At 73.1% G+C, this 22,146-nt stretch carries 26 protein-coding genes and 1 pseudogene; 10 read left to right on the forward strand and 17 right to left on the reverse strand.

Features of this window, described 5'->3' with window-relative positions:
* Positions 1–9: 9 nt before the first annotated feature.
* Genes V1J52_RS22865 through V1J52_RS22880 form a run of 4 tightly spaced genes read right to left on the reverse strand, consistent with a single transcriptional unit; the run spans position 10 to position 3,045 of the window.
* On the reverse strand, positions 10–1,356 hold the full coding sequence (locus tag V1J52_RS22865; RefSeq protein ID WP_330141831.1) for an NADH-quinone oxidoreductase subunit D: 1,347 nt from the start codon (positions 1,354–1,356) through the stop codon (positions 10–12).
* Complete coding sequence (locus V1J52_RS22870) at positions 1,356–2,069, reverse strand: NADH-quinone oxidoreductase subunit C (protein WP_330141832.1); 714 nt, start codon at positions 2,067–2,069, stop codon at positions 1,356–1,358. Before V1J52_RS22870 ends, V1J52_RS22865 begins: the two co-directional genes overlap by 1 nt.
* Entirely contained in the window at positions 2,066–2,638 is a 573-nt protein-coding gene (locus V1J52_RS22875) for a NuoB/complex I 20 kDa subunit family protein (RefSeq protein ID WP_330141833.1), read from the reverse strand. The genes V1J52_RS22870 and V1J52_RS22875 overlap by 4 nt, the downstream gene beginning before the upstream one ends.
* Positions 2,639–2,685: 47 nt before the next feature.
* Entirely contained in the window at positions 2,686–3,045 is a 360-nt protein-coding gene (locus V1J52_RS22880) for an NADH-quinone oxidoreductase subunit A (RefSeq protein WP_330141834.1), read from the reverse strand.
* Between the two features lie 649 nt (positions 3,046–3,694).
* Between V1J52_RS22880 and V1J52_RS22885 the strand changes: the two genes are divergently transcribed.
* A complete protein-coding gene (locus V1J52_RS22885) occupies positions 3,695–4,168 on the forward strand; it encodes a VOC family protein (RefSeq protein WP_330141835.1) in 474 nt (157 codons plus the stop codon).
* A gap of 55 nt (positions 4,169–4,223) precedes the next feature.
* On the forward strand, positions 4,224–4,433 hold the full coding sequence (locus V1J52_RS22890) for a DUF4287 domain-containing protein (protein WP_330141836.1): 210 nt from the start codon (positions 4,224–4,226) through the stop codon (positions 4,431–4,433).
* Between the two features lie 167 nt (positions 4,434–4,600).
* Here V1J52_RS22890 and V1J52_RS22895 read toward each other — a convergent pair whose 3' ends face one another.
* The 6 genes and pseudogenes from V1J52_RS22895 to V1J52_RS22920 form a co-directional block, all read right to left on the reverse strand.
* Positions 4,601–5,179: a maltokinase N-terminal cap-like domain-containing protein gene (locus V1J52_RS22895; protein WP_330141899.1), complete on the reverse strand. Its 579-nt coding sequence runs from the start codon at positions 5,177–5,179 to the stop codon at positions 4,601–4,603.
* Positions 5,180–5,533: 354 nt separating this feature from the next.
* Positions 5,534–5,845: pseudogene (locus V1J52_RS22900) on the reverse strand (Uma2 family endonuclease); the annotation flags it as partial.
* Positions 5,842–6,000 (reverse strand): hypothetical protein, encoded by a 159-nt coding sequence (locus V1J52_RS22905; protein ID WP_330141837.1) that lies wholly within the window; start codon positions 5,998–6,000, stop codon positions 5,842–5,844. The pseudogene V1J52_RS22900 and the gene V1J52_RS22905, both read right to left, overlap by 4 nt.
* A 192-nt stretch (positions 6,001–6,192) precedes the next feature.
* Entirely contained in the window at positions 6,193–6,435 is a 243-nt protein-coding gene (locus V1J52_RS22910) for a hypothetical protein (protein ID WP_330141838.1), read from the reverse strand.
* Positions 6,432–6,680, reverse strand: a complete 249-nt coding sequence (locus V1J52_RS22915) for a hypothetical protein (protein ID WP_330141839.1) — start codon at positions 6,678–6,680, stop codon at positions 6,432–6,434. Before V1J52_RS22915 ends, V1J52_RS22910 begins: the two co-directional genes overlap by 4 nt.
* 34 nt (positions 6,681–6,714) lie before the next feature.
* Positions 6,715–7,146 carry an ATP-binding protein gene (locus tag V1J52_RS22920; protein WP_330141840.1) on the reverse strand — a complete coding sequence of 144 codons (432 nt, stop codon included), beginning with the start codon at positions 7,144–7,146 and terminating at the stop codon, positions 6,715–6,717.
* A gap of 154 nt (positions 7,147–7,300) precedes the next feature.
* On the opposite strand from V1J52_RS22920, the gene V1J52_RS22925 reads away from it, so the two are divergent.
* From V1J52_RS22925 to V1J52_RS22935, 3 genes are all read left to right on the forward strand, one after another.
* Positions 7,301–8,161, forward strand: a complete 861-nt coding sequence (locus tag V1J52_RS22925) for a helix-turn-helix domain-containing protein (RefSeq protein WP_330141841.1) — start codon at positions 7,301–7,303, stop codon at positions 8,159–8,161.
* Positions 8,158–8,367 (forward strand): DUF397 domain-containing protein, encoded by a 210-nt coding sequence (locus V1J52_RS22930; RefSeq protein WP_330141842.1) that lies wholly within the window; start codon positions 8,158–8,160, stop codon positions 8,365–8,367. The genes V1J52_RS22925 and V1J52_RS22930 overlap by 4 nt, the downstream gene beginning before the upstream one ends.
* Positions 8,368–8,565: 198 nt before the next feature.
* Entirely contained in the window at positions 8,566–8,691 is a 126-nt protein-coding gene (locus tag V1J52_RS22935; RefSeq protein ID WP_330141843.1) for a hypothetical protein, read from the forward strand.
* Between the two features lie 425 nt (positions 8,692–9,116).
* Here V1J52_RS22935 and V1J52_RS22940 read toward each other — a convergent pair whose 3' ends face one another.
* Positions 9,117–10,673 carry a helix-turn-helix domain-containing protein gene (locus V1J52_RS22940; protein WP_330141844.1) on the reverse strand — a complete coding sequence of 519 codons (1,557 nt, stop codon included), beginning with the start codon at positions 10,671–10,673 and terminating at the stop codon, positions 9,117–9,119.
* A 259-nt stretch (positions 10,674–10,932) separates the two neighbouring features.
* Here V1J52_RS22940 and V1J52_RS22945 point away from each other — a divergent pair, with 259 nt between their 5' ends.
* From V1J52_RS22945 to V1J52_RS22960, 4 genes are all read left to right on the forward strand, one after another.
* Positions 10,933–11,373 (forward strand): hypothetical protein, encoded by a 441-nt coding sequence (locus tag V1J52_RS22945; RefSeq protein WP_330141845.1) that lies wholly within the window; start codon positions 10,933–10,935, stop codon positions 11,371–11,373.
* Entirely contained in the window at positions 11,370–12,140 is a 771-nt protein-coding gene (locus V1J52_RS22950) for a hypothetical protein (RefSeq protein WP_330141846.1), read from the forward strand. Before V1J52_RS22945 ends, V1J52_RS22950 begins: the two co-directional genes overlap by 4 nt.
* A 75-nt stretch (positions 12,141–12,215) precedes the next feature.
* The gene (locus V1J52_RS22955; RefSeq protein WP_330141847.1) at positions 12,216–13,064 is read left to right on the forward strand and encodes a transporter substrate-binding domain-containing protein; all 849 of its coding nucleotides are present in this window, start codon (positions 12,216–12,218) and stop codon (positions 13,062–13,064) included.
* A 469-nt stretch (positions 13,065–13,533) separates the two neighbouring features.
* A complete protein-coding gene (locus V1J52_RS22960) occupies positions 13,534–14,400 on the forward strand; it encodes a C40 family peptidase (RefSeq protein ID WP_330141848.1) in 867 nt (288 codons plus the stop codon).
* An 88-nt stretch (positions 14,401–14,488) separates the two neighbouring features.
* Here V1J52_RS22960 and V1J52_RS22965 read toward each other — a convergent pair whose 3' ends face one another.
* Positions 14,489–15,478 carry an ArsR/SmtB family transcription factor gene (locus V1J52_RS22965; RefSeq protein ID WP_330141849.1) on the reverse strand — a complete coding sequence of 330 codons (990 nt, stop codon included), beginning with the start codon at positions 15,476–15,478 and terminating at the stop codon, positions 14,489–14,491.
* Positions 15,479–15,620: 142 nt separating this feature from the next.
* Here V1J52_RS22965 and V1J52_RS22970 point away from each other — a divergent pair, with 142 nt between their 5' ends.
* Complete coding sequence (locus tag V1J52_RS22970; RefSeq protein ID WP_330141850.1) at positions 15,621–16,910, forward strand: MFS transporter; 1,290 nt, start codon at positions 15,621–15,623, stop codon at positions 16,908–16,910.
* Between the two features lie 38 nt (positions 16,911–16,948).
* On the opposite strand, the gene V1J52_RS22975 is transcribed toward V1J52_RS22970, so the two are convergent.
* From V1J52_RS22975 to mqnC, 5 genes are all read right to left on the reverse strand, one after another.
* Positions 16,949–18,241, reverse strand: coding sequence for a geranylgeranyl reductase family protein (locus V1J52_RS22975; RefSeq protein WP_330141851.1), 1,293 nt, complete (start codon positions 18,239–18,241; stop codon positions 16,949–16,951).
* A gap of 67 nt (positions 18,242–18,308) precedes the next feature.
* On the reverse strand, positions 18,309–19,001 hold the full coding sequence (locus tag V1J52_RS22980; RefSeq protein ID WP_330141852.1) for a demethylmenaquinone methyltransferase: 693 nt from the start codon (positions 18,999–19,001) through the stop codon (positions 18,309–18,311).
* Between the two features lie 143 nt (positions 19,002–19,144).
* Positions 19,145–20,092 carry a GNAT family N-acetyltransferase gene (locus V1J52_RS22985; RefSeq protein WP_330141854.1) on the reverse strand — a complete coding sequence of 316 codons (948 nt, stop codon included), beginning with the start codon at positions 20,090–20,092 and terminating at the stop codon, positions 19,145–19,147.
* A 305-nt stretch (positions 20,093–20,397) separates the two neighbouring features.
* Complete coding sequence (locus tag V1J52_RS22990; RefSeq protein ID WP_330141855.1) at positions 20,398–20,925, reverse strand: hypothetical protein; 528 nt, start codon at positions 20,923–20,925, stop codon at positions 20,398–20,400.
* A gap of 12 nt (positions 20,926–20,937) precedes the next feature.
* A complete protein-coding gene (gene mqnC, locus V1J52_RS22995; protein ID WP_330141856.1) occupies positions 20,938–22,134 on the reverse strand; it encodes a cyclic dehypoxanthinyl futalosine synthase in 1,197 nt (398 codons plus the stop codon).
* Between the last annotated feature and the right edge of the window lie 12 nt (positions 22,135–22,146).

Consider the following 22,146-nt stretch of genomic DNA (forward strand, 5'->3'; position numbering starts at 1 on the left):
TGACGTCCGTCACCGGTCCACACCTCCCATCACGGGGTCGATGGATGCGACGGCGACGATGACGTCGGCCACCTGGCCGCCCTCGCACATCGCCGCCATGGATTCGAGGTTGGTGAAGGACGGGTCGCGGAAGTGCACCCGGAAGGGCCGGGTGCCGCCGTCGCTGACGACGTGCACGCCCAGTTCGCCCTTGGGCGACTCGACGGCCGCGTACACCTGCCCGGGTGGCACCCGGAAGCCCTCGGTCACCAGCTTGAAGTGGTGGATCAGGGCCTCCATGGAGGTGCCCATGATCTTCCTGATGTGGTCCAGGGAGTTGCCGAGGCCGTCGGGGCCGATGGCCAGCTGCGCGGGCCAGGCGATCTTCTTGTCCCCCACCATGACCGGGCCCGGCTCGGCGAGCCGCTCCATGCACTGCTCGACGATGCGCAGCGACTGGCGCATCTCCTCCAGCCGGATGAGGAACCGGCCGTAGGAGTCGCAGGTCTCGGTGGTGGGCACGTCGAAGTCGTAGGTCTCGTAGCCGCAGTACGGCTGCGCCTTGCGCAGGTCGTGCGGCAGCCCGGCGGAGCGCAGGATCGGCCCCGTCGCGCCCAGCGACATGCAGCCGGCGAGGTCGAGGTGGCCGACGTCCTGGAGGCGGGCCTTGAAGACGGGGTTGCCGGTGCAGAGCTTGTCGTACTCCGGCAGGTTCTTCCGCATCTGCTTGACGAACTCGCGCAGCGCGTCCATCGTCCCGGGCGGCAGGTCCTGGGAGAGGCCGCCGGGCCGGACGAAGGCGTGGTTCATGCGCAGGCCGGTGATCAGCTCGAACAGGTCCAGGCACAGTTCGCGGTCCCGGAAGCCGTAGATCATCACCGTGGTGGCGCCCAGCTCCATGCCGCCGGTGGCGATGGCCACCAGGTGCGAGGAGAGCCGGTTCAGCTCCATGAGCAGGACGCGGATGACGGTGGCCCGGTCGGGGATCTCGTCCTCGATGCCGAGCAGCCGCTCCACGCCCAGGCAGTACGCCGTCTCGTTGAAGAACGGCGTCAGGTAGTCCATGCGCGTCACGAACGTCGTGCCCTGCGTCCACGTGCGGTACTCGAGGTTCTTCTCGATGCCCGTGTGCAGGTAGCCGATGCCGCAGCGGGCCTCGGTGACCGTCTCGCCGTCGATCTCCAGGATGAGGCGGAGCACGCCGTGCGTGGACGGGTGCTGGGGACCCATGTTGACGATGATCTTCTCGTCGTCGTTCGCCGCCGCGGCGGCCGCGACCTCGTCCCAGTCACCGCCGCTGACGGTGTAGACGGTGCCCTCGGTCGTCTCCCGGGCGGTGGCCTCGGAGGCGGGGGCGTGCGGGATGTGCGTGCTCATCAGCTGTACGACCTCCGCTGGTCGGGAGCCGGGATCTGGGCGCCCTTGTACTCGACGGGGATGCCGCCGAGCGGGTAGTCCTTGCGCTGCGGGAAGCCCTGCCAGTCGTCGGGCATCATGATCCGCGTGAGGGCGGGGTGGCCGTCGAAGACGATGCCGAAGAAGTCGTACGCCTCGCGCTCGTGCCAGTCGTTGGTCGGGTAGACCTCCACGACGGACGGGACGTGCGGGTCGGCGTCCGGGGCGCTGACCTCCAGGCGGATCACCCGGTTGTGGGTGAGCGAGCGCAGGTGGTAGACGGCGTGCAGCTCGCGCCCCTCGTCCCCGGGGTAGTGCACGCCGCTGACGCCGGTGCACAGCTCGAAACGCAGCGCGGGGTCGTCGCGCAGGGTGCGGCAGACGGCGAGCAGGTGCTCGCGGGCGATGTGGAAGGTGACCTCGCCCCGGTCGACGACGGTGTGCTCGATCACCTCCTCCGGCACGAGGCCCTGTTCGTCGAGCGCGCCTTCGAGTTCGTCGGCGACCTCGTCGAAGTAGGAGCCGTAGGGGCGGGTCGCGGGGCCGGGCAGCCGCACGGTGCGCACGAGGCCGCCGTAGCCGGAGGTGTCGCTTCCGGCGCTCGGCCCGAACATGCCCCGGCGGACGCCGATGACGTCGCCGGCGTCCGTCCGCGCGGGCGGCACCGAGCCGGTGTTCTGCTGGTCGTCGGTCACCGCGCGATCCCCTTCCTGGCGGGCACGAGGGGCATCTCGATGGTGGGGCGCGCCCTGAGCGCGGCCTCCTCCGCCTCGCGGGCCGCCTCCTCGCGGTTGACGCCGAGCTTCTCGTCGCTGATCTTCTGGTGCAGCTTGAGGATGGCGTCCAGCAGCATCTCGGGGCGCGGCGGGCAGCCGGGCAGGTAGATGTCGACCGGCACGATGTGGTCGACGCCCTGCACGATCGCGTAGTTGTTGAACATGCCGCCCGAGGAGGCGCACACGCCCATGGAGATCACCCACTTGGGGTTGGGCATCTGGTCGTAGACCTGCCGCAGCACCGGGGCCATCTTCTGGCTCACCCGCCCGGCGACGATCATCAGGTCCGCCTGGCGCGGGGACCCGCGGAAGACCTCCATGCCGAAGCGGGCCAGGTCGTAGCGGCCCGCGCCGGTGGTCATCATCTCGATCGCGCAGCAGGCGAGGCCGAAGGTGGCCGGGAACACGGATGACTTGCGCACCCAGCCGGCGGCCTTCTCCACCGTTGTGAGCAGGAAGCCGCTCGGCAGCTTCTCCTCGATTCCCATCTGGTTTCGCCCCTATCCGATATCCGCAGGCCGGAGGTGTCCGCTGGTCAGTCCCACTCCAGACCACCCCGGCGCCAGTCGTAGGCGTAGGCGACGCCGATGAGGCCGACGAAGACCAGCATCTGCACGAGGCCGAACATCCCGAGGGCGTCGAAGTGGACGGCCCAGGGGTAGAGGAAGACGATCTCGACGTCGAAGACGATGAAGAGCATCGCGGTGATGTAGTACTTCACCGGGAAGCGCCCGCCACTGGCCGGCATGGGAGTGGGCTCGATGCCGCACTCGTACGCCTCTAGCTTGGCGCGGTTGTAGCGCTTGGGCCCGATGACCGAGGCCATCACCACGGAGAACACCGCGAAGGCCGCTCCAAGGGCTCCGAGCACGAGGATGGGCACGTAGGCGTTCACCGCACCTCGCTCCTTCCAGTCGCCGATGACTAGCTGGTTTCCGCTGCGGGCCGGCCCCCCGCCTCACTGCTGGACGCGCTTCGGTTGCGAAGATCGCGCATATGTGAGGCAGTTCACAAGCCCGAGTGGAACGCATCCTATGCCCCGGCCTCTGTGACATGCGACACGGGGTACGACAACGATTTTGTGATCTTCAACACCCGCTGATCGATCAACATCTCCGTGCGCGCAGCATCTTCATACGCGAAGCCAGCAAACCGACACGCAAAGTGATGCCCCACCGCTCCCACCAGCTACGGAGCATCGGCTGCTAGCAAACGACGGCAGCGCCATGCAAATGTGCAATGGACGCGAACACGTGCTAGCCGCCGCGCGCCCCGGCCCTCCCCGGGCCCACCCGGCGCCCTCCCCCGCACCCACCGGGGGACCACCTTGTGCCCACCCGCACAAGCCCCGGCGCCGTCGCCGGGACGCCCGCCGCGCCACGGCCGGTCCGGCGCCCCCGCCCGCCGCGGTGCCGGGGGCGGCGATGAGTTCCGGACGCGGGCTCCGTCAGTACGGGTGCAGGACGAAGAACACGAGCACGCGAGCACGCAGCACGCAGCACGCAGCACGCAGCACGCAGCACGCAGCACGCAAGGAGAGCGCCATGCCCCGCATCACGCCCAACCTCTGGTTCGACACCCAGGGCCTGGAGGCCGCCGAGTTCTACGTCTCGGTGTTCCCCGGCTCGGAGATCACCGACGTCACCCACTACGGCGAGGCCGGGCCCCGCCCGGCCGGGTCGGTCATGACCGTCGAGTTCACCCTCGACGGCCAGGCGTACACCGCCCTCAACGGCGGCCCGGAGTTCACCTTCGACGAGGCGGTCTCGTTCCTGATCCGGTGCGCCGACCAGGAGGAGGTCGACTACTACTGGACGAAGCTGTCCGACGGCGGCCAGGAGGGACCGTGCGGCTGGCTCAAGGACCGCTACGGCCTGTCCTGGCAGGTCGTACCCACCGCGCTGGACGAGCTGCTGGCCGACCCCGACCCGGCCCGCGTCCAGCGCGCCACGGCGGCCATGTTCGGGATGCGCAAGCTCGACATCGCCGCCCTCCGGGCCGCCGCCGACGCCGCGTGACGCGGCCCGCCCGCCCCGGCCCGTCCGCCCGCCGCACACGACAGGAGACGCCCGCATGACCGCACAGGCGAAGGGTCCCGCCGCCTACTTCCCCTCCATCGAGAAGACGTACGGCCGCCCGGTGGCGGAGTGGAAGGAACTCATCCGCTCCTCACCGCTGACCCGGCACATGGAACTGGTCACCTGGCTCAAGACGGAACACGGCCTCGGCCACGGCCACGCCAACGCCCTGGTGGCCCACACCCTCGCCGACCCCACCCCCTGACCACCGAGATCCCTGCTCCCTGGCCGACGTGCTGGAGACGGGGACGTCCGACATCCCGTACGCGTCCGAGTGCTCACCGTCCGTGCAGAACGGCGGGCTCCACTGGTAGCCGCGCGGCGGCAAGGCCGCAGGGAGCGTCCCCGGGGGGCCTTGGACCGGTCGGGCCGCTACCGCGGCGTGACGGAGGCGACCACGCCTCGTGCGGCCGTTCCGTCCGGCCAGGTCCACCCGGCGACGACGTGCCCGGAGGGCTCCGGCGCGGCCTCCACCGGCCGCAGCACGCGGTGGAACCGGACGTCGGTCCCGTCGTCGGGCGCGGTTCCGTGCACGGTGACGGCCGGGTCGGGGGTGTCGCTGTCGTTCTGGTGCTGCGGCGTCGCCTCACCGCGCAGGAGGGCACGCGACTGCGCCATCAGCACCGGGTCGTGGACGCCGTCGTAGACCCACCGGGTGCCGAGCACCCCGTGCTCGGAGGTGCCGATGAGCGCCTCGCCGGGAACGCCGTCCAGCGCCGCGCCGCGGTACGCCATCGGCACCAGATACGCCACCGGTTCCTGCCCGGAGGTGTCCACCACGACCATGATCTCGATCCCGACCGCGCCCGCCGGATCGTCCAGCCGGAACCCGCCGGCGTTCATCAGTTCCGGCGTGTCCGCCTCACCCGCGTACCAGCTCTGCTTCGGCAGCCAGCCGCCGATCAGCTCCAGCTTGGTGGGCTTCATGGTGGTGCGGTAGATCGTGGCCATGCCGGCTCCCTCACGGTTCAGCTCCGGTCCCGTCCTCCACGGAGGCGTGACCGAACCTATACCCCAAGCGGCAGCGGGCGGCTTCGCGGTGCGGAAGGGCGCCGGGCACGAGGTGCGGTGGGAGCGGAACGAGGACGGTCCGCTCGCCGTCGCGGTGCTGGCACGACAGTCACGGGCGCGGGCCCGCGAGGGCGGGGAAGTCCGCTGGTATCCGCCTCTGGCCCGCTCGGTCGCCGCTGGCGTCGTCCTCAGGCGGTGCCTACTCACGGGAGAGTCGAGCGGGTCGATGGCGACCGGGAACGGGGCCTCCAGGTGCGTGGCCGCGCCCGCGAGAGCGGTCGTCCGCTCCACGTACCGACCGCTCTCCAGCCCGTAGACGACGAGCATCGGGGCGGGATCGAACTCAAGTCGCCAGAAGTGCGGGACGGCGGCCTCGGCATAGAGCATCGGCTTGAGCTTGCGGTCCACGGTGCGGTTTCCGGGAGAGACAAGCTCGACCACGAGCTGTACGCCGTCGGCGTCGACGCTGACGGCATCCCCGGCGGTCACTCCCGCGTCGGTCACCACGAGGTCGGGGACCACGAGACCGGAGGGCAGGACGACATTGATGGCTTCCAGCACCTCGACCGGAGCCTCGGCAGCCGTGGCCGCCGCATGGAGGATCATGGCAAGGCGGAGCGAGGCCGCTGGTGGCGGATGCCGGGCGCGGGGGACATCAGGAGGGATGCCCCCAGCAGCTCGTAGCGGATCGTGCGGTCTTCGGGCAGGGCAAGGACGTCGGCGACGGTCCAGGGCCCGGTGTGGTCGATGGCAACGCCCATCCCTTTCACCTCCTGTCCGACCGACAAGTCTCCGTGTGGCCTCGACGGGCGGCACGTGCCCAGCATACGAGCCTCTCGCCTGGTGACATCAGGCCCAGCCGCCTTGAGTGACCCCCTCGCTGTCACCCGCACCTGTGCCCGCGTTGACCCGGCGAAGCTGTCGACCGCCCGTCGACGCCGGGCCGGGTGGGGTCAGAGGCTGATCAGGCGGACGACGGTGACGGTGCGGATGGAACCGGAGACGACGTAGCGGACGACGGCTCCGGCGACGGTCGCCTCCCGCCGGTCGCGGTCGCCGCCGACGTGGACGGAGCCGTGGCCGTACGGATCGCGCCCGACCGTCCCGCCTATCGCGGCCTCGAACGCGGCGCGCCGGTTCATCTTCCGCAGGGCGTCGTCCGCCGGGGGCGCGTAACTGATGCGGTACGGCGTCATGCGGTACCGCGCCTCTCGGCCTCTTCCCGGACCAGGCGCTCCACGACGGCGTCCGCCTCCGGGTCGGGCACGGCTTCGAGCATCCAGTGCCGCATCACCCCGTGGATCTCCATGACTCCCGCCTCGTTGATGGCCCGGTCGAACTCCGCCCGGCGTTCGTCGGGCAGCGCGGCCCGGATCGCGGGGATGCTGTTGGGGACGTCCACCTCCCGGCCGCCCACCCACGTCTTCATCGGCTCAGCCACAGCGCGCCTCCTCTTCTTCCGGTCACGGTAGCGATCACCGGGGCAGGTCCAGCTCCGCCCACACCGTCTTCCGCGGAACCGGCCCCTCGGCCACACCCCAGCGGTCCGCCATGACCGCGACGAGCAGCAGCCCGCGCCCCGACTCGGCCCCGTCGCACACCGGTCGGCGCGCGACGGTCTCGAAGAGGCGGTCACCGCGCGTGTCCGTCACCTCGATGCGGAGCACGTCGCACCTGACGGCGAGGTCGAGCCGGAAGTTCCGTCCGGGCACACGCCCGTGCTGGACGGCGTTCGCCGCCAGTTCCGCGACGACGTGCGCCGCGCGGTCGCTCGGCAGTCCCCACGCCCACAGGTGGGCGACGGTCAGCAGCCGCGCGAGCCGGGCACCCCGCCGCGTCGGCGACAGCAGCACGCCGAACCGGTGTTCCGGGGCGGGGGATTCGGTCTGGGTGATTTCTCCGTTCACATCACTCAGCGTGGCCGCGCCTATCTACTGTGTGAAGCGGTGGAGCCCGCACGGAGCGTGATCTGTACAACCGCTGTCCTGGCCTGTCCGACCTGTACAGCGTGACCTTCACGCGGTGATCGGGTTGGGGAAGTGGACGTAGAGGCGGGGCGGCATGGGTGCGAACTACACAACGGACGGCGCGGACGACGACGGTTGGGGCGTCGGCTACGAAGGCGACTCCAGCGGCGTGATGAGAACCGTCGGCCGCCAGTTCAAGCTGTGGCGTGAGGACAAGGGCCTCACGCAGGCGGAGCTGGGCAGGGAGCTGGGCTACAGCCTGGAGATGGTTTCCGCCATCGAGCGCGGACGCCGCCTGCCGAAGCCGGAGGTGCTGGAGCACGCGGACGGTGTGCTGAGCGCGGGCGGCAAGATCCTGGCGATGAAGGAGGACATCGCCGAGGCCCGCTACCCCAAGAAGGTCCGCGACCTGGCGAAGCTCGAAGCGGAAGCTGTCGAGCTGGGCGCCTACGGTAACCACAACATCCACGGACTGCTACAGACGGAGGAGTACGCTCGCGCGTTGTTCCACATGCGGCGGCCGACCTACTCCGACGACGACCTCGAACGGTACGTGTCAGCTCGTCTGGCGCGACAGGACATCTTCTACCGCTCACCGGCTCCGACGTTGACCTTCGTCCAGGAGGAAGTGACTCTGCGGCGCCCTATCGGGGGCAAGGCCGTCCTGCGCAACCAACTGCGGCACATGCTTGAAGTGGGCCGGAGACGGAACGTGGAGATCCAGGTCATGCCCACAGCCAGCGAGGAGCACGCAGGCATGAGCGGTCCGCTGCAACTCATCAAGAACCGCCGCGGCTCCACCGTCGGATACTCCTCGACTCAGCTGACCACTCGCTTGGTATCTGACCCGAAAGAGGTCCAGGTGATGGAGTTGCGATATGGGATCATCCGTTCCCAGGCGCTCACTCCACGGGAGACGCTGATCTTCATCGAGGAACTGCTGGGAGCGACATGAGCCTCAAGCCCTTCACCGGGAACGCATCCGCGCTGAGGTGGATCAAGAGCAGTTACAGCGGCAGCGACGACAACGACTGCGTCGAGGTGGCGGCCATGTCCAGCACCGTGCGTGTGCGGGACTCCAAGCGTGCCGACGGGCCGCAGCTCGCGGTGGCGCCCACCGCGTGGACGGCGTTCGTCTCCTACGCCGCCACCAGCCGCTGACGCAACCGCGCTCCGGTGTGCCGCTGGCTGCCCTGGTGTCCGGGGCCGTCGCGCCACCGGTCCGGCGCGGTGGTGCGCTCGCAGGCAACTCCCGCTAGCCTGTGCTGAGTTCAGCCCGTTCCTCCCTTCAGCTTCGTCGGCGGTCCGCCGACGGAGGCCCTGTTCTCCGGGGCCTGGCCGGAGGAGCGAGGAGGAGCGATGGACGGTCACAGCGAGGAGGAGACGAAGGGACACTGGACCGCGCCCGACAGGTGGCAGGCGGTGATCGGGGTCCTGGGTCTGCTCGTGGCGATCGTCGCCTGCGTGGGGCAGTTCGTGCGCTGACCACGCAGCGGCCCGGACACGGCCGGGGCTCGCGGAAGACGCGGGCGCGGTCAACGGGAGAGTGTCCGGACCCGCTCCTTCCCTCGCACGGTGCGAGGGCTCGTACGTTCCCGAGGCGCGCACGCCACTGACACCCACGTCCGCGCCGGGCGGACGCGTTGCTTCCGGCCGTCCTCCCCGGGGCGCGATCCCGGGGAGGACGGCTGTCGGCGGTGAGCCCCCCGACTCAGCGCCCGGACACCGGAGGCGTACCGGCACCGTCGCGGTCTTCCGACGACCCCCGTTCGCCGGACGACGTGCGCGGAACGCGTCTCCGTGGCCCGCCGTGCGAGCCGTGGCCCACGCTAGGGGGAGCCTCCCAGGGGCCACCACCGTGCACGGTGCCCAATCTCCGGTGCGCTCTGCGCACACCGCCCGTTGCGGTGTCAGACGGTGAGCAGGTGCGTCTCGGCGGTGATGCGCAGGGCGTGTACGAGGTCGTGGACGCCGGAGCCGGTGGTGAGCAGGTCGCGGCTGAGCAGGTTCTCCGCCGTGCGCAGGTGCGCGCGGACGGTGTTGCGGCTGACGCCGAGGACGCGGGCGGTGCGCTGGGCGTCGGTGTTGGCCTCGACCCAGGTCCGCAGGAGGTGTTCCAGGCCAGGGTGGGAGGCGTCCTGGACGGGGACGAGGAACGCGCCCGCCCAGGCCACCGCCCGTTCGGTGTGCAGCAGTTCGTCCAGGGTGGGGGCGGCGGGTCCGCTGTCGAGGCCGGGGTCGGGTTCGAGCCCGGTCTGGCTGCCGGTGAGGGCGAGTGCCAGGTCGACGGCCGCGCAGGTGCGGACGTCGTCGAGGTCGGCGCCGAGGAGCTGTTCCGCCCGGCGCACGTGGGAGGTGACCGTGTTGCGGCTGACGCCGAGGATGCGGGCCGCGCCGGAGCGGGAGAGGGAGACGGCGTAGCCGGTGATGTCGCGGGTGAGCTGGGGGGCGGTGCCGAGGGGGCGGAGGTAGCGCCGGGCCCAGGCGAGCGCCTCGCGGTGCGGGAGCAGGTGCACGAGCGGGGCCTGCCCCTGGTAGGCGGCGACGCGCTGGGGGGTGTTGCGGGCGACGGCCAGGGCGTGGCACGCCTGGGCGTACGCCTCGGCCGTCGCCCGCAGCGGGTAGGGGTCGCTGATGCCGAGCGCGTAGTGCGGGCGGGTCTCCACGAGGCGGCGCAGCGCCCCCGCGTGCTCCCCCGGCCCGTCGGGGTGTTCGGCGAGGACGCAGATGAGGTGTTCGTCGTAGACGGGGCAGCGGGCCAGCAGGTCGGGGCCGTGGTAGCCGGTGGGGTCCTGGAGGGCGCGGGCGATGCGGTCGCGGTCGCCGGGCGGGCAGTGCAGCAGGTGGACGCGCACCCGGTCGGCGTCCAGCAGCGCCGGGACGGCGCCGGCCGTCATGCGGCGGGCCATGCCGACGTCCCCGGCCATCAGGGCGGTGAGGACCGCGAAGCGCACCTGGGCCGCCTTGGGGTGGTAGCCGTCCGCGTCCTGGCGGGCCTGGTGCGTGCGACGCAGCAGGGCGAGGGCGTCGGCCGTGTGCGCGGCCAGCCAGGCGGCCTCGCGGGGCACGGCGGTGGGTGCGGCGGCCACCAGCACCGGGCGCGGGGCCGGTCCGTCGAGGGCGGTGAGGTGCGCGTCGAAGCCGTCGGCGTGTGTGGTGGCGGCGGACGTGCCGCCGCCGGACAGCCGGGTGAGGACCGGGCCGAGCGCGGGGCCGAGCCGCTCGGGGAAGGCGTCGGTGCGGACGTCGGGCCCGTGCGGGTCCGCCAGCAGGGCGACGGCGGCGCCGGTGCGCCGGGCGAGCCAGTCGAGCAGCGCCCGGGTGTCGGGGCCACCGGGCCCGCGTGCCGTCTGGCGCCTGACCTCGCGGGTCAGCTCCTCCAGACGCGCCACCTGCCACCGCGCCGCGTCCGTGTCCGCACTCGCGTCCGCACTCCCGTCTGCCCCCGCGCCCGCGTTTGCCACCATCTCGCCACTCCCTTCCCGCTGTCGGGTGCCCCGCCCCAGCGCGTTGCGGTGTGCCGGGCCGTGCCCGTGCCACCGTGTGCCCCCGTCCCCCAATCATCGCGCCACGCGGCGGCACGGTCCGGTCACGGGTGGGAGCGAAAGGCGTCCGCGCGGGGCGCCCGGCATGTATCGTCGGCTGTTCCGGGTGACCGAGCCGTCACGCTCCGGCTTGTGGGGCGCCCGGGCGCATGGCACACGGTGCCCGAGGATCGGGGGGTCCATGTCCGAACTGCTGGCGGCTTCGGCCGCCCTCGTCCCCGTCATCAGCGCCGCCGCGGCCGGTTTCGCCGGTGCGGTCGTGGAGTCGGCGCAGACGCAGTTCGCGGACAGCGCGGTGCTGCGCGGGCGCGCGCTCATCGGACGGCTCCTGTCCCGCCGCCCGGAGGACCCGCCGCAGACGCCGGAGGACGCCGACGCCGCCGCGCGGATCAGGGCGCTGCCGCCGGAGGACCGGCTGCTGCTGGAGACGGCCGTCGGCGAGTGGCTGGCGGCGGGTTCCCCGCGCGACGGCGCGGCGCTGCACGAGCGCATCCGGGACGCCTGCTCCGGCGACACGTACCACGTCGCGTCGCACGGCCCGAACTCCCCGGCCATCGGCCGCATCGGCGAGATCGGGACGATGTCCTTCGGCGCGCCGCCCGAGGGGGAGGCCGGGCGTTGAGCGACCACAGAGCGCGGGACGGCGTCCGCGTCTCCTCCTCCGGGTCCGGGTCGCCCGCCATCGGCCGGATCGAGCGGATCGGCCAGCTGATCGTCAGTCCGTTCGTGGGGGACGTCAGCGAGTTCACCGGGCGGGTCAAGAGCTGGAGCGGGTGGAACTGGCCGCCGTTCTTCCTGGTGCTGGCGCTGGGCGCCACCGCGCTGATCACCGGTCCGGACGGTCCGGCGCACCAGTTCCTGTGGGTGTACGCCGTGATCGGTGCCGCCGTCGTGCTGTCGCTGTGCCGGGTGATGGGCCTGGCCGGTGCGGTGAGCGCGCAGGGCGGCGGGCGGGCGGGGCCCTGGCAGGCGCTCGTGACGGGCTCCTCGCTGCTCCTCGCGGTGCTCGGCCTCGTCGGCATGGACCACTACGCGGACCACGGGGACGTGGACGTGACGGGGCCCGCGCTCATCATTCCCGAGGGCCCGGCCACGAACGGGTCCACGCTGACCGTCGCAGTGGACAACCAGCCGCACCGGACGCACCTGCGCCTGGCCCTGGCCATCGAGGACGCGGAGCGCGGCAGGCAGTCGTGCTCCCCGGAGACGACGTACTCGGCGCGGCTGGCCGGCAGCGGCGTCGAGCATGCGGCGGAGCTGCGGTCGGGCGAGTTGTTCAGCCTGCCGCTGGGCGGTGCGCGGGACGCCGTCCGGGTCCTGGTCACCCTGGCGACCGACGAGGGCTGCTGGATGAGCGTGTCCGTGGCCGAAGCCGTCCTGCACGACTGAGGGGGGAAGAACGTGACGCACGCGCCGCAAGGGCCTCGTGGAGCCGTCCGGGGCCAAAGGCGGTTCCGGTCCTGGGTGACGGCGGCCGCCGCGCTCGCCCTGACCGCAACGGCCTGCTCCGGGCAGGACGCGGGAACGGAGTTCCTCGGCGTCGAGCGGGTCACCGTCGCCATGCACAACGACCTGCCGGGCCTGGGCTACTCGTCCAACTACGACCGTTCGGGCCTGGACTACCTGCTGTACCGGCACCTGACGGACCACCTGGACGTCGCGTTCAGCGAGCCCGCGGACGTGTCCTCGCAGGACCGTGTCGTGCAGTTGGAGGGGCGCGCGGCGGATCTGATCATCGCCTCGTTCTCCATCACGCCGGACCGTATGGAGAAGATCGACTTCGTCGGCCCGTACCTCACCACCCGCCAGGGCTTCCTGGTCGACGCGGACGGTTCGGACATCCGCGAGAAGACGGATCTGCGGGGGCAGCACATCTGCACCTGGGAGGGCACGACGTCGCAGGACGCGCTGGACGACCTCAAGGAGACCACGGGCGTCGAGCCGCACGTCCTGGACGACGCCTCGGACTGCATCGAGGCACTGCGCGAGGACCGGGTGGACGCCATGTCCACCGACCAGGCCATCCTCTACGGCTTCGCCCGCCACCACGCGAAGGACGGCCTGCGCGTGGTGCCCGGCCTGACCATAGGGGCACCCCAGCACTACGGGATCGGGCTGCGCAAGGGCCACCGCGAGGACTGCCGGAGGCTGACCGAGTGGCTCAAGGGCTACGTGGGCAGCAGCACGTGGATCAAGGACGTCGAGGTGTCGCTGCCGAAGCTGGTGGACGAGGACCCGGGCTGGATCAGTACCCACAAGCCGAACGGCGCCGCGATCGACGCCCGCTCCTGCCGTGACGAGGCCAGCCCCTGACACCGGTGGCGCGGGGGCGGCGCGCGGGGTGGCCGGGCCGCGCGCGACGAGCCGTCAGAGATGCCCCTTTCCTCCCCGCTCGTCCCCGGCCGGGCGACGGCCTGGCCGTGACGGCGTGTCAGGAGTTGGGACCCCGCGGGCGACTTGGGCGGGTTGGGGTGTTGACGCGAGTTGTCCGCTTGGGGCGGGAGTGACGGATGTGAAGCCCGAGAACGAGTGTGACGTGCATCACTAAACATACCTGGCAGCAACCGTCACATTGGCGTTACCGGGCCGAGACATGCTAGGCCGGAACACCTGGCCGACAAACCGGACAACAGCGTGGTCACAGCCGCGTAGTCGGACATTGATCATCGTCCGCGGCGGCACTGAGGGAGGATCAAAAGCCCCGAATCGGGCACCCAAAGGCGCCTTGTGGCGCGAAACACCGTGCTTGAGCGGAACCTCGGACACCTGCTTCTCTGGGGCCATGTCCAACGCTCACATACCCAGCCACCGGAAACCCCGGCGTTCCTCCCGGAACACGCTCATCCGCTCGGGCGTTGCCGGTGGCGTCTTCACGACTCTCGCGGTGACCGGCGCGGCGGCGCCGTCGTCCGCCTCGTCCGAGGCTCCGGCCGACACGGTCGAGATGCCCGCGCTGGACGACGTGCTGACCTACGGCTCCGCCGAGGCGGCCCACGCGACGCAGACCATCGCCATCCAGTACAACCTGGAGGCCGCGCAGACCGAGGCCGCGGAGCAGGCCAGGAAGACCGCCGCGAAGACGAAGAAGAAGGCCGACGCCGAGGCCGAGCGGAAGGCCCGTGAGGCCGCCGAGGCCCGCGCCAAGGCCGCCGAGGAGCGCGAGGTCCGCGAAGCCGCCGAGGCCCGTGCGGCCACGGAGGCCCGCGCCTCCCGCAGCGCCGAGCGTTCCGCCCCGGCCGCCGCGCCCGCCGCCGCCACCAGCGAGGCGGCCGCCCCCGCGCCGTCCACCGCGACCGGCAGCGCGGCGGCGGTCGTGAACTTCGCCCGCGCGCAGGTCGGCAAGGCGTACGTCATGGGCGCCATGGGCCCCGGCGCCTACGACTGCTCGGGCCTCACCAGCGTCGCGTTCCGCCAGGCGGGGATCAGCCTGCCGCGCACCTCGCAGTCGCAGTCGACCACGGGCACGCAGGTCCCGCTGAGCGCGGTCCAGCCCGGCGACATCCTGTACTGGGGCGGCGCGGGCAGCGCCTACCACGTCGCCATCTACGTGGGCGACGGCAAGTTCGTCGGCGCGCAGAACTCCTCGACCGGGGTCGTCGAGCGCGACATGAGCTGGGACATGCCGACGGGCGCCGTGCGCGTCCTGTGACGGTCCGCCGCACCGGTGAGCCCGAGGGCCGCCGACTCCCCGGGGAGTCGGCGGCCCTCCGCGCCGTCCGGGCCCCGTCAGACGCGCCTCAGGCCCCGGCCAGCGCGTCGCCCAGTTCCGTCCGCGCGTAGCGCACGAACCGGCCCGCCCGGTGGCCGGTCACCAGGCCGGCGTCCCGCAGCGCCGTGAGGTGCGCGGACACCGAGGCCGCGCCCAGGCCGTGCCGCCGGGCGAGGACACCCGTGGAGGACGGCTCGTCCAGCCCCGTGAGGATGCGGGCGCGGGTACGGCCGATGAGACGCCCGAGGGCTTCGGCCTCGCGCGCCGGCGCGGGCGGACCCCACAGGTCGCCGACGCCCCGGACCGGGTAGACCACCGTCGGCTGCCACGGGCGGTCGGCGACGACGGTCAGGGCGGGCCACACGAACACGCTCGGCAGGAGCAGCAGCCCCCGACCGCCGAGCCGGCGGCTGATCCGGTACGGGGACGCCACGTGCAGCGCGTCGTCCTCGTGCCAGCGGACGGCGGGGTGCAGGCCGTCCACCATGCGCTGGAGTCCGCCCTCGGCCAGCCGCCGGGAGCGCAGGGCGATGTCGGCCTCCAGGACGTCGCGCATCCGCGGCCACTGCGGCGCGACGAGCAGTTCCCAGCACTCGCCGAGGAGCCGGACCAGCTCCGCCAGGGTGCGGGCCGGGTCGGCGAGCAGTCCGGCGGCGACCTCGGGGGGCGGGGCGAGGCGCCGTTCGGGGCCGTGGAGGGAGCGGTGGACCTCCGCCGCCACCCGGTCCGGTCTGGTCGCCGCCACCCGGTCCAGCTCGTCCCCGATGTCCGGCAGGGGGCAGGGCGGTGGCGGGGTGAGGAAGTCCGGGGTGAACCCGGTGCGCGGCAGGAGCGCCAGCAGCGGGGCGAGCGCGGCGGGCCGGGCGTGCGGCCGCACGCGGCGCAGCCAGCGCGAGTGGTACGCCTGGCGGCGCGGATCGGTCAGCGTGCGGACGGCGGCCACCGTCTCCCACAGGGGGGAGAGCGCGAAGCGGCACCGCAGCAGGTCCGCGGGCTCCGCCAGCAGGCGCACCGCCATGTCCCCCACCTCCGCTCGCCGCCGCCCCCGCCCGGCGCGGCTGCTGCTCCGGGCCGGGCCGCCGCGGCCGCCGGTGCGGCGCGGATTCGGCCCTCGCCGAATCGATGGCCCACCGGGCCCGCGCGCCGCGATGCTGCGGCCCATGTCCCAGGAAGATACCGCCCACGGGCGGCAGCACGCCGACGCGGCGCCCGACGGCTCCCCGCCCCCCACGTACCTCGGCATCCTCGCCGTCGCGGAGTTCCGCGCGGTGTTCGTCGCGCAGGTCATCGCCACGCTGGGCAACGTCGTCGCGCAGGTGACGCTCTCGGTCCTCGTGTACGAGCGCACCCGGTCACCGCTGCTGGCGTCGCTGACCTTCGCGCTGGGCTTCGTGCCCCACCTGTTCGGGGCCACACTGCTGTCGGCCGTGGCCGACCGCCGTCCCGCCCGGGACGTGCTCGTGGCCTGCCAGGCGGTCAGCTTCCTCGTGGTCGCCGTCATGGCCGTGCCCGGCATGCCCGTGTGGGCGCTGCTCGGCCTGCTGCTGGTGCTCGGCACCGTCGCGCCCCTGTTCCAGGGCGCGCGCGCCGCGAGCCTGCCGGACGTGCTGCCCGGAGCGGCCTACCCGCTGGGGCGCTCCCTGCTGCGCCTGGTGTCGCAGAGCACCCAGATCGTCGGCTTCGCCGCCGGCGGCGTCCTGCTCCTCGCGCTGACGCCCGGCCGGTCGCTGCTGGCGGCGGCGGGCGGCTTCGGCGCCGCGGCCCTGCTGCTGCGGTTCGGCACCCGCCGCCGTCCGGCCCGCTGGGACGCGGCGGAGGGCGCGCGGACATCGGTGGCCCGCGCCTCCCTGGCGGGCGTGCGGGAGGTCTTCGCCGTGCGCGGGATGCGGCCCCTGCTCGCGCTGACCTGGCTGCCCCCGGCCCTCGCCGTGGCGCCCGAGGCGCTGGCCGTCCCGTACGCGGACGAGCTGGGGGGCGGGCCCACGGCCGTCGGCCTGCTGCTGTGCGCCGCGCCCGCCGGTTCGGTCGCCGGTGAGCTGCTGGCGGGCACGGTGCTGCGGCCCCGGACGCGGGTGCGGATCGTGCTGCCGACGGCCGCCGTGCTGTTCGTCCCGCTGCTGGTCTTCGTGCTGCGGCCCGGCGTGCTCCTGGCGACGGCCCTGCTCGCGGTGTGCGGGCTGGGGTTCTCCTACGCGATGGGGCTGGACCAGCGGGTGCTGGAGGCCACCCCGGAGGCCCTGCGGGGCAGGGCGTTCACCCTGGCCACGGCGGGCCTGATGGTCGGACAGGGCTTCGGGTTCGCCGGGGCGGGGGCGGCGGCCGAGTTCCTGCCCCCGCACCACGTCGTCGCGGGGGCGGGCGTGCTCGGGCTGCTGACCGTGGTGCTGTGCCGCAGGTCCCTGGCCGGCCGGGACGGCGGCCCGGCGGACGACCGGCCCGGCGGACGGTGATCCGCCGGGCGGCGGTCCGGGGGGTGTCGCGGGAGGTGTCAGGCGCGGGGGGCGACGCGGGTCAGCCCGTTGATGACGCGGTCCATCGCGTCGCCGCCGGTCGGGTCCGTGAGGTTGGCCAGCAGCTTGAGCGTGAAGCGCATCAGCACCGGGTGCGACAGGCCGCGTTCGGTGGCGAGCTTCATGACCTTCGGGTTGCCGATGAGCTTCACGAAGGCACGGCCGAGGTTGTAGTAGCCGCCGTAGGTGTCCTTGAGGACCTTCGGGTAGCGCTGGAGGGCCAGTTCGCGGTGCGCGGCGGTACGGCGGGCCTGCGCCTGCACGACGACGTCCGCCGCGATCTGGCCGGACTCCATCGCGTAGGCGATGCCCTCGCCGTTGAACGGGTTGACGAGGCCGCCCGCGTCACCGACGAGGAGCAGGCCGCGCGTGTAGTGCGGCTGGCGGTTGAAGGCCATCGGCAGCGCGGCGCCGCGGATCGGCGTCGTCATGTTCTCCGGCGTGTAGCCCCACTCCTCGGGCATGGAGGCGCACCACGCCTTGAGCACCTCGCGCCAGTCCAGCTCGCGGAACGCGCTGGAGCTGTTGAGGATGCCGAGGCCGACGTTGGACGTGCCGTCGCCCATGCCGAAGATCCAGCCGTAGCCGGGCAGCAGGCGGTCCTCCGCGCCGCGCCGGTCCCACAGCTCCAGCCAGGACTCCAGGTAGTCGTCGTCGTGGCGCGGGGAGGTGAAGTAGGTGCGCACCGCGACGCCCATGGGCCGGTCGTCGCGGCGGTGCAGGCCCATCTTCAGGGACAGCCGTGTGGAGTTGCCGTCGGCCGCGACGACGAGGGGCGCGTGGAAGGTGACCGGCGTCCTGTCCTCACCGAGCTTCGCCTCGACGCCGGTGATCCGCCCGGCGGCGTCGAGCACCGGCTCGGTCACGTTGCACCGCTGGTGGAGACGCGCCCCGGCCTGCTCGGCCTGGCGGGCGAGCTGCTCGTCGAAGTCGTCGCGCTTGCGGACGAGTCCGTAGTCGGGGTAGCTGGCGAGGTCCGGCCAGTCGAGCTGGAGCCGGTGGCCACCGCCGACGATGCGCAGGCCCTTGTTGCGGAGCCAGCCCGCCTCCTCGGAGATGTCGACGCCCATGGCGACGAGCTGCTTGACGGCGCGCGGGGTGAGCCCGTCGCCGCACACCTTCTCGCGCGGGAACGCCGTCTTCTCCAGCAGCAGGACGTCGAGTCCGGAGCGGGCGAGGTGGTACGCCGTGGTGGACCCGGCGGGCCCGGCCCCGACGACGATGACGTCGGCCTGACGTTCGGAGGCCGGCTTCGGCTGCGGTTCCGCCACGAGGACTCCCGGAGGGATGGGGCAGTGGACGGGGGAAGTCTATGCCGCGTCCTTCACCCGTCCGGTCTCAGGGCTTGACCCCGCGGTGGAGGGCGACGACGCCGTAGGTGAGGTTGCGCCACGCGACGCGCGTCCAGCCCGCCCGCTGGAGCGCGCGGGCCAGCTCCGGCTGTTCGGGCCAGGCGCGGATGGACTCGGCGAGGTAGACGTACGCGTCCGGGCTCGACGACACCGCGCGGGCCACCGCCGGCAGCGCGCGCATCAGGTACTCGGTGTAGGCGGTGCGCAGCGGCGCGGCGACGGGGTGGCTGAACTCGCAGATCACGACCCGGCCGCCCGGCCGCGTCACCCGCAGCAGCTCGCGGAGGGCCGCCGCGGTGTCCTGCACGTTGCGCAGGCCGAAGGAGATGGTGACGGCGTCGAAGACGTCGTCGCGGAAGGGCAGCCGGGTCGCGTCCCCGGCGGTGAACGGCATCCACGGCTCGCGCCGCTTGCCCTCGCGGAGCATGCCGAGGCTGAAGTCGCAGGGGACGGTGAAGGAACCCGCGTCGGCGAAGGGGACGGAGGAGGTGCCCGTCCCGGCGGCGAGGTCGAGGACGCGCTCGCCGGGCCGGGCGGCCACGGCCTGCGCGACGGCGCGGCGCCACAGGCGGGTCTGGCCGAGGGAGAGCACGTCGTTGGTGAGGTCGTACTTGGCCGCGACCGCGTCGAACATCGCGGCGACTTCGTGGGGCTGCTTGTCCAGGGATGCGCGAGTCACGTGCCCATCTTGCCGGTACCGGCGGTGCGGGGCGGGCGCGGGGTCCCGGGCGGGTCCGGGAGCGACCGAGGGGCCGGAGGGGGCTGAGGGGCCGGAGGGGGCCGGGAGGGGCCGGGCGCCGTGGCCCGGCCCCTCCCGCCCGGTCAGCCCCAGGTCATGTCGATCTCGTGCTCGAAGGCGACGTAGCCGTTGCGCCGGAAGGCGTTCGCCATGGGGGTGTTGCCGAGGTCGGTCGACGCCCGGACGCGCTCGGCGCCCTGCCCGGCGAGGACGCGGGTGCCCTCGGCGAGCAGGTCGTCGATGTAACCGTTCCCGCGGTGGCCGGGCAGCACGCCGATGTAGGCGATGATCGGGTTGTAGGCGTTGCGGGCCGGGAGCACGAAGCCGACGGGCTCCCCGCCCGGCAGGGTGGCCACGCGCCACCACTCCCGGGGCGTGGTGTAGTTCCTGAACTCCTCCTCCCACTGGCCGACGGCCGCCTCCCGCGCCGTCATCCGCGTCAGGTCGTCGCGCCCGTGGGCGTCGAGCGTGCCCTCCAGGACGGAGGTCAGCAGCGGCAGCAGTTCCTCCGCGCCCCGCACCGGCCGGAACGCGAGGCGCCCGCTCGGTGCGGGGAGCGGCGCCCCCGGCCGCCACTCCAGGCGCAGCCGCTCCACGAACAGCCGGGCGCCGAGGCGCTCCAGGACGGCCGTGCGGCTCTCGACGCCCTCCCGGACGGCGGTGTCGTCGCGCCAGCCGGGCGGGACGAAGCGGCAGAACTCGGGCGGACGCTCCCCCTCCGGCAGGGCCGCGGCCATGGCGGCGCGCAGCAGCCGCGTGCCCACGTCGACGCGCTCGGCGACGGGCAGGCCGTCGTCGAGGTCGAGGACGTCCATGAGGAACGGGGTGTCGTCGGCCCCCGGCCGGCTCCACCAGGCGGCTCTGGCCAGCACCCGGCCGCGCCGCAGCGCGACCCACATCCACCCGGGCCGCCGGCGGCCCCGGTCGAGGTCGTCCGCGAGCTGTCCGTTGAGGACGTAGGGCAGTTGGTTGAAGAGGTCGAGTTCATCGCGCCCGGTGAGCGGGCGCACGGTCAGGTCGTTCGGTTCCACGGTCGGGACACTCCTGGGAACGCGCCCGTCCGCTCCGGGGTCAGGCGCGGTGCGCACCCCGGGAAGGGACGAGCGGGGACGTCATGGGGCTCATCTGCTCGGCTCCTCCTCTCGGCTGTCGTGGCCCGGCCCGGTGGCGGGGCTGCCGGCCGCCACCCTCCCCGGGCCGCCCGGCGCCCGGCAAGTGCTTTTCCCTCCCGCGCCTCCCTGTGCCTCCCCGCGCCTCCCGCGCGCCGGTGGGCCCCGGGCCGCCCGCCCGGCCCGGGCACCCGCCCCGGAGCGGCACCCGCGCCGGGCGGGTGTCGTCAGGAGGCGCGGTGCAGGATGCGGGCGGCGATGACGGTGGCCAGGCAGGTGCCGTCCGGGGCGGTGACGGTGAAGTCCGCGCGGGCGCCCGGGGCGAGGGTGAGCGGGCGGGGGCCGTCCAGGACGGTCAGGCCCGAGCGCCGCACGGCCGTGCGCACGGCCGGGTGCGTGAACGGGCCGACGAGCGCCGTCACCCCGTCGGCCAGCAGCCGTTGCAGACCCCGGCGGGCGCTGTGGCCGCGCCGGGCGTCCGTGAGCGCGCCGGTGCGCTCCAGCGCGTCCAGCGCCGCACCGGTCAGCGGCCCGGTGCCGAGCGCGTCGGCCTCCCGGGGGTCGGGGTGGTAGGCCCGCTCCAGGAACGCGGCGGCGTCCGGGGCGCAGCGGCCCGGACCGATGGTGCCCGCCCAGTGCCGCTCCCGCGCCCCGGGGCGGGCCGCGGCCAGCTCTCGGTGCGGGCCGGTGGCGGCGATCCGGCCGCCGTCCGCCAGCAGGGCGTCACCGTGGGCCGGGACGTGCAGGACGAGCACGGCGGCGGCGCCTCAGCCCGCGTCGATGAGCTTCAGCTCGGGGTGGGCGGTGCCGCCCGCGAGCGCGGTGGAGGACAGGTGCGAGACGACGCGGCCGTCCTCCGGGTCGTTCGCCGGGTCGTCGTTGACGACGAGGTGCTCGTAGGTGGTCGCGCGCTGCGCGGGCACCCGCCCGGCCGCCCGGATGAGGTGCAGCAGCTCGGTGAGGTTCGAGCGGTGCCTGGCCCCGGCCGAGGAGACGACGTTCTCCTCCAGCATGACCGAGCCGAGGTCGTCGGCGCCGTAGTGCAGCGTGAGCTGGCCGACGTCCTTGCCCGTCGTCAGCCAGGAGCCCTGGATGTGGGCGACGTTGTCGAGGAACAGCCGGGCGACGGCGATGACGCGCAGGTACTCGAAGAGCGTGGCCTGCGTGCGGCCCTTCAGCGTGTTGTTCTCGGGCTGGTAGGTGTACGGGATGAAGGCGCGGAAGCCGCCGGTGCGGTCCTGCACGTCGCGGATCATGCGCAGGTGCTCGATGCGCTCGGCGTTCGTCTCGCCCGTGCCCATGAGCATCGTGGAGGTGGACTCGACGCCGAGCCGGTGCGCCGTCTCCATGATCTCCAGCCAGCGTTCGCCCGACTCCTTGAGCGGGGCGATGGCCGTCCGTGCCCGCTCGGGCAGCAGCTCGGCCCCGGCGCCGGCGAAGGAGTCCAGCCCCGCGGCGTGGATGCGGGTGATGGCCTCCTCGACGGAGACGCCCGAGATGCGGGCCATGTGCTCCACCTCGGACGCGCCGAGGGAGTGGATGACGAGCTGCGGGAACGCCTTCTTGATGGCGGCGAAGTGCTCCTCGTAGTACTCCACGCCGTAGTCGGGGTGGTGGCCGCCCTGGAACATGATCTGGGTGCCGCCCAGCTCGACCGTCTCGGCGCAGCGGCGCAGGATGTCGTCGAGGTCCCGCGTCCAGACCCTGTCGCTCTTGGGCGGGGCGTAGAACGCGCAGAACTTGCACGCCGTGACGCAGGCGTTGGTGTAGTTGATGTTCCGCTCGATGATGTACGTCGCGATGTGCTCGGTACCGGCGTAGCGGCGGCGGCGGACGGCGTCGGCGGCCTGCCCGAGGGCGTGCAGCGGCGCCCGGCGGTAGAGGTCGAGCGCCTCCTCGGGAGAGATGCGCCCGCCCTGAGCGGCGCGGTCGAGCACGGACGTCAGGTCGGCGTTCTCGGTCACCGGGGCGGTCCC

Origin of the sequence: Streptomyces solitudinis, assembly GCF_036323765.1 — a bacterium.
Taxonomy (GTDB): Bacteria; Actinomycetota; Actinomycetes; order Streptomycetales; family Streptomycetaceae; genus Streptomyces.

Bases quoted from the DNA above. Each gene is read 5' to 3' on its own strand.
- V1J52_RS22865 (WP_330141831.1), bottom strand. From the start codon at position 1,356: ATGAGCACGCACATCCCGCACGCCCCCGCCTCCGAGGCCACCGCCCGG.
- V1J52_RS22885 (WP_330141835.1), top strand. From the start codon at position 3,695: ATGCCCCGCATCACGCCCAACCTCTGGTTCGACACCCAGGGCCTGGAG.
- V1J52_RS22875 (WP_330141833.1), bottom strand. From the start codon at position 2,638: ATGGGAATCGAGGAGAAGCTGCCGAGCGGCTTCCTGCTCACAACGGTG.
- V1J52_RS22960 (WP_330141848.1), top strand. From the start codon at position 13,534: ATGTCCAACGCTCACATACCCAGCCACCGGAAACCCCGGCGTTCCTCC.
- V1J52_RS22890 (WP_330141836.1), top strand. From the start codon at position 4,224: ATGACCGCACAGGCGAAGGGTCCCGCCGCCTACTTCCCCTCCATCGAG.
- V1J52_RS22940 (WP_330141844.1), bottom strand. From the start codon at position 10,673: ATGGTGGCAAACGCGGGCGCGGGGGCAGACGGGAGTGCGGACGCGAGT.
- V1J52_RS22895 (WP_330141899.1), bottom strand. From the start codon at position 5,179: ATGGCCACGATCTACCGCACCACCATGAAGCCCACCAAGCTGGAGCTG.
- V1J52_RS22970 (WP_330141850.1), top strand. From the start codon at position 15,621: ATGTCCCAGGAAGATACCGCCCACGGGCGGCAGCACGCCGACGCGGCG.
- V1J52_RS22935 (WP_330141843.1), top strand. From the start codon at position 8,566: ATGGACGGTCACAGCGAGGAGGAGACGAAGGGACACTGGACCGCGCCC.
- V1J52_RS22925 (WP_330141841.1), top strand. From the start codon at position 7,301: ATGGGTGCGAACTACACAACGGACGGCGCGGACGACGACGGTTGGGGC.
- V1J52_RS22930 (WP_330141842.1), top strand. From the start codon at position 8,158: ATGAGCCTCAAGCCCTTCACCGGGAACGCATCCGCGCTGAGGTGGATC.
- V1J52_RS22945 (WP_330141845.1), top strand. From the start codon at position 10,933: ATGTCCGAACTGCTGGCGGCTTCGGCCGCCCTCGTCCCCGTCATCAGC.
- V1J52_RS22905 (WP_330141837.1), bottom strand. From the start codon at position 6,000: ATGGGCGTTGCCATCGACCACACCGGGCCCTGGACCGTCGCCGACGTC.
- V1J52_RS22910 (WP_330141838.1), bottom strand. From the start codon at position 6,435: ATGACGCCGTACCGCATCAGTTACGCGCCCCCGGCGGACGACGCCCTG.
- V1J52_RS22965 (WP_330141849.1), bottom strand. From the start codon at position 15,478: ATGGCGGTGCGCCTGCTGGCGGAGCCCGCGGACCTGCTGCGGTGCCGC.